Origin of the sequence: Tychonema sp. LEGE 07196 (assembly GCF_963890365.1) — a bacterium.
Taxonomy (GTDB): Bacteria; Cyanobacteriota; Cyanobacteriia; order Cyanobacteriales; family Microcoleaceae; genus Microcoleus.
In genome coordinates, this window is record NZ_CAWPRX010000194.1 from 1 (window position 1) to 4,149 (window position 4,149).

Below are 4,149 nucleotides of genomic sequence, written 5' to 3' on the forward strand. Positions count from 1 at the left end.
GACTCCAAGGATGGACGACGCTTCTTTGGGTGGGACGTACCTGACAATAGCTTTTTCCTCAACTCTTGTTTGATTATCTCATATTGTCCGGCGATGTCCGGGGATTTTTTTATTTAGTTAGTTCTCCTGAACTCAGCGCCCGGAGGTGGTGCCCTGCTGTAAGGTCGATCGACCTACAGCACAACCCAACTCAAAATTGTATCAAAGAACTCGACCAAAACTTCCACTTTGCGATCGCACAACTTCCGTGTTATCGTTCCATTTCTCCACCCATTCCCGATCGTGACCACATCTACCGAAAACTTCTACCTAGGCGATATCGCCTCCAACTTTCACTTTGCAGGCCCGCTGCTAGACTTTGAAGAAGAAATCCAAAATCAATCTCCCTTTCATGATTTAGACTACCTGACAGGGGAAATTAAAAGGGGATTTCTAGACTACGTGCGGCAAGGAATCATGCTGGACGCGATCAGAAAACTGCGATTGTACAAACACAAATTCAAAACTTTTAAAAGTTACTGCGAACAAGCATTAGGCAGACAGTATTTTTACTGCACACAAATCATCAAATCTGCTGGCATTTGCCTGCGCTTAATCAAAGCCGGATTTGAGATTTTGCCAAGCTGTGTCGCTCAAGTTGTGCCTTTGTTCAAACACGCAGTTACAGACCAGTACGGTGACTGTGCTTTAGAGGAAAAGTGGCAAGAAGTGGTGGATGTCATCCCCAAAGAAAGGATTACGGCAGTAACTATTGCCGAAACTGTTGACAACAATCCCAACCTCCGGCTCAAGCAAATTCGCATCAAAACCGATACCTACGACCTTTTAACCAAAAAGGCGGCCGCCGCAGGAATGTCAGTTTCGGAATTTTTGGCGAGGTTGGTTGACGAATATAACCCTAGAAACCTAGAGCAGCCAGCGGAACACACTCCCGAACAAGAGGAGATTTTAGACCAGTTGGACGCGGAATTTAAGAAGCCGGCAGCGGAACAGTCTGCAACTGCAGCTAAAGGTAAAGTTAAATCTAAAGGTTTTGGAGGTAAAATTGAGCCGAAAGGTGCTAAAAGGGAAGTTAATGCGAAAAGTTCAGAAAGTGAAATTAAGGCGAAAAGTTCAGAAAGTGAAAATAAGTTGAAAAATCAGAGAACTGAAATTTTAGCAGAGAAACAGTCCAATTTATTTAAGGAGAAAAATAATGAAATCCTCAGCCCAAAATCCTATCATGCGTCAACTGAAGCTGATGGAGGCTCAATTAAGCGAGATTCAGTGCCAACTGATTAAAGCCACTGTGTTGAATTGGTGGCAAATTGTTTTGCCTGACGGACAAAAGATTGCGATCGAGCACGCGGGCGGCGGACACTGGATTTTTCGGGCTAACGGGCTGGAGAAATCGCATCCTGAAGTGCGTAAAGCTGTGTTAATGGCGATCGCCGAAGGTTGCCGCAAGTAATCTACAGATCTCGGGCGCGGCACGGTGCCGTGTCCCCGATCTAGTGGAGTAGGGGATTTGACAGGATGTTGGGTTGATTTGGGGATGTACGGGGGCGATACCTTCGGTCTGCTTCGCTTACGGCATTAGTATCGAGATTGGTTAAAAGTGCGATCGGAATACCCCAACTGTGCGGCAAAGTTTAAGATTCCGGCCTTGTGGGATGATGGCTGGTGTCAACGATTTATTCTGGGGTTTGAGAAGATGGCTGAGTATCAGAAATCTTGTTGATTTCTTGAGACAATAAAGTTCTGTATGCTTGCTGAGGATGAGTTGGTTCGTTAGGATACCGTGCCTCTAATAAGCCTTGTTTTAACATCGGATTTACATAGTGGTTCCTGACACTATTTGGCGCACGACCCAATAAATCAGCTAATGTTCGGAGTTGTAAGTAATGTTCGGAGCAAATCTCTAAAATAACCTGCTCGACAAGCTCTTTGCTGGTGCGACCTTTGTCGCGAATTGGTGCAGCAATTTTTCGCAGATCCTCGTAATGTTCGGAGCTAGGCTCGTAATGTTCGGAGCTAGGCTCGTAATGTTCGGAGCTAGGCTCGTAATGTTCGGAGCTAGGAAGCAGTGAAAGCAAATTCGATTCACCTTTATTTGGTAGAGCATACAGAGTTCCACGCCCCCGACCAGAGCGTTCTAACCAACCATTATTGACGAATCGCTTGAGACATTCCCCTATATCTCTAGGGTGTTCTCGGCTGTAACACTGAATGTCAGCATTGCTAATTGCTCCTGATTGATGCGCCAATATCAAAATAATGCGCTCTAATTCTGTCAGTTCGCAATAGTCATCTCCCACGATTTCCCTTAATTCTTGTTCGACATTTTCGGGAATCATGCTCACCATTGGTAAAGCAACCAAAGTCATCTCTAACTCTAAGTTCTCTGATACCAAAGGAAACCATTGCTGCTCTATCCAAGCGCGGATCATCTTTCCAAAGCCAGATCCTGCTTTTTCTCCTAAGCCTAGCATTTGAAACATTTTTTGCAAATTAGGGTTGCGAGGATCGCTAACGCCACCTTCGTAAAGCTGCTGAAGAGAAATTCTCAGACGACCCGGATTAGAAAACGAAAAACCATTTTTGTACTTAGTAATTATTAAAGGGCGAGTTGATTGATGATCTGCATGAATAAGAGTGTTGACTAAAGCCTCTCGCAATGCTTCGTGCACATGAGTTTCGCCACGACGCACGGCATCTTTGTCTAGTTGAAAAGGAACATCTAAATCATTAACTAAACGAGTATAAACGCGATAGTAGAAGTTAAATAAATTAGGTTCCCACTTGCCATCAAGTGTTAGTCTGTAAGTCCACCGTGTTTCTGGATCGCCAGAAAGTTGCTCCTGATAATCAAGTTGGTAGTGAGGCAGTGCATCTAAAATGCTTCGTTCCCGACCAAACATCAACAAACCAGCAATAGTTAACCCTTCTTTACCCGTGCTGCGATCGCGACTCCATCCTCCTAACTGACGCAACAAGTCCAAATCGTCTAATGCCAGCCAAGGATGATCCGGTTCTCTAGAGCTAAACCGTTGACGAAAGGATTTTAATGTTTCTGCATCGATATCGCTAAGGTCGAAACCTTCTAAAATTTGGATATCTTGAGGTGCATCATTGGCATCGCGCAGCATTTGGCGAACTTCAGCATCAGTGCAGCGGTAATCCCCCTGATGATTGCGCTTATATGTCCCAATCATGGGATTATTGTTAATAAAAACCGGGCGTTGGGTTCTTGTTGCTCTGGGAATTTTAATGACAACTAAATTATGAGCTTCTATCTTCAAAGTTTGCAAGTCAGAATTGCCACAAATTGGGAAGTTGAGTTTTTGCGAATTATTATGATTATTCCAAAACTCTTGAATTAAAATATTAGGATTGCGGACACCTGAAACCTCAAACCCTGTGCGAGTTTCTTTAACCCCAAGAACAATATAGCCGCCATCTGTATTAGCAAATGCTGATACTGTTTCCCAACTGCTTTTGGGAAAACCACCGTCAGCAGACTTAAATTCAATGTCTTGGTCTTCTCCAAGGTTTATGCGATCGAGTAATGTTTCTAAATCCATTTCCTTCTCTCTAAAGCAGAGTTAATAACCTAGCTATAAAGTTTAGAAAGCTATGGACACAACTGGACTCGAACCAGTGACCCCTACGATGTCAACGTAGTGCTCTAACCAACTGAGCTATGCGTCCTCACGAATTAATAAATTAGCACAACATTCGATCGCCTGTCAAGCATAAATATTCAAAAATTTATCGACTCCCGCCCAAGAAACCCGGTTTTTCACCAATATCAAGGGCTGCAAGCAAATATTTTCCGCAAAAAACCCGGTTTCTGCATCCCGTTCGATCGCCCCTACAACCCAATTCCCCGCCAAATCTTCACAGTTCGATCGCCCGAACCGCTAGCCAAACACCCCCCATCAGCACTAAAGGCCACCGACAAAACCTCCCCCTCGTGTCCAGTCAGAAGTTCCAGCAAACCCCCCGTCGCTGCATCCCACAAATAAATCGAACCATCCCGACTCCCCGTCGCCAAAACCCCACCATCCGGGCTAAACGCCACACACAAAACATCCCCAGAATTGTCCCTCATACTCCGCAGCAGCGTACATTCCCCCCCTGCATCCACCCCCCACAACTTCGCCGTAC

The 4,149-nt window shown here is 45.0% G+C and carries 3 protein-coding genes, 1 tRNA gene and 1 pseudogene; 2 read left to right on the forward strand and 3 right to left on the reverse strand.

The window, feature by feature from the left end:
* Positions 1–282: 282 nt before the first annotated feature.
* Both AACV78_RS22970 and AACV78_RS22975 read left to right on the forward strand, forming a co-directional pair.
* A complete protein-coding gene (locus AACV78_RS22970) occupies positions 283–1,281 on the forward strand; it encodes a hypothetical protein (RefSeq protein ID WP_194013064.1) in 999 nt (332 codons plus the stop codon).
* Positions 1,241–1,450, forward strand: coding sequence for a hypothetical protein (locus tag AACV78_RS22975; protein WP_228042729.1), 210 nt, complete (start codon positions 1,241–1,243; stop codon positions 1,448–1,450). Before AACV78_RS22970 ends, AACV78_RS22975 begins: the two co-directional genes overlap by 41 nt.
* Positions 1,451–1,673: 223 nt before the next feature.
* On the opposite strand, the gene AACV78_RS22980 is transcribed toward AACV78_RS22975, so the two are convergent.
* The 3 genes and pseudogenes from AACV78_RS22980 to AACV78_RS22990 form a co-directional block, all read right to left on the reverse strand.
* Positions 1,674–3,563 carry an RNA-binding domain-containing protein gene (locus AACV78_RS22980; RefSeq protein WP_194013066.1) on the reverse strand — a complete coding sequence of 630 codons (1,890 nt, stop codon included), beginning with the start codon at positions 3,561–3,563 and terminating at the stop codon, positions 1,674–1,676.
* Positions 3,564–3,616: 53 nt separating this feature from the next.
* Positions 3,617–3,690, reverse strand: a tRNA-Val gene (locus AACV78_RS22985).
* A 163-nt stretch (positions 3,691–3,853) separates the two neighbouring features.
* A pseudogene (locus tag AACV78_RS22990) lies at positions 3,854–4,149 on the reverse strand (WD40 repeat domain-containing protein); the annotation flags it as partial.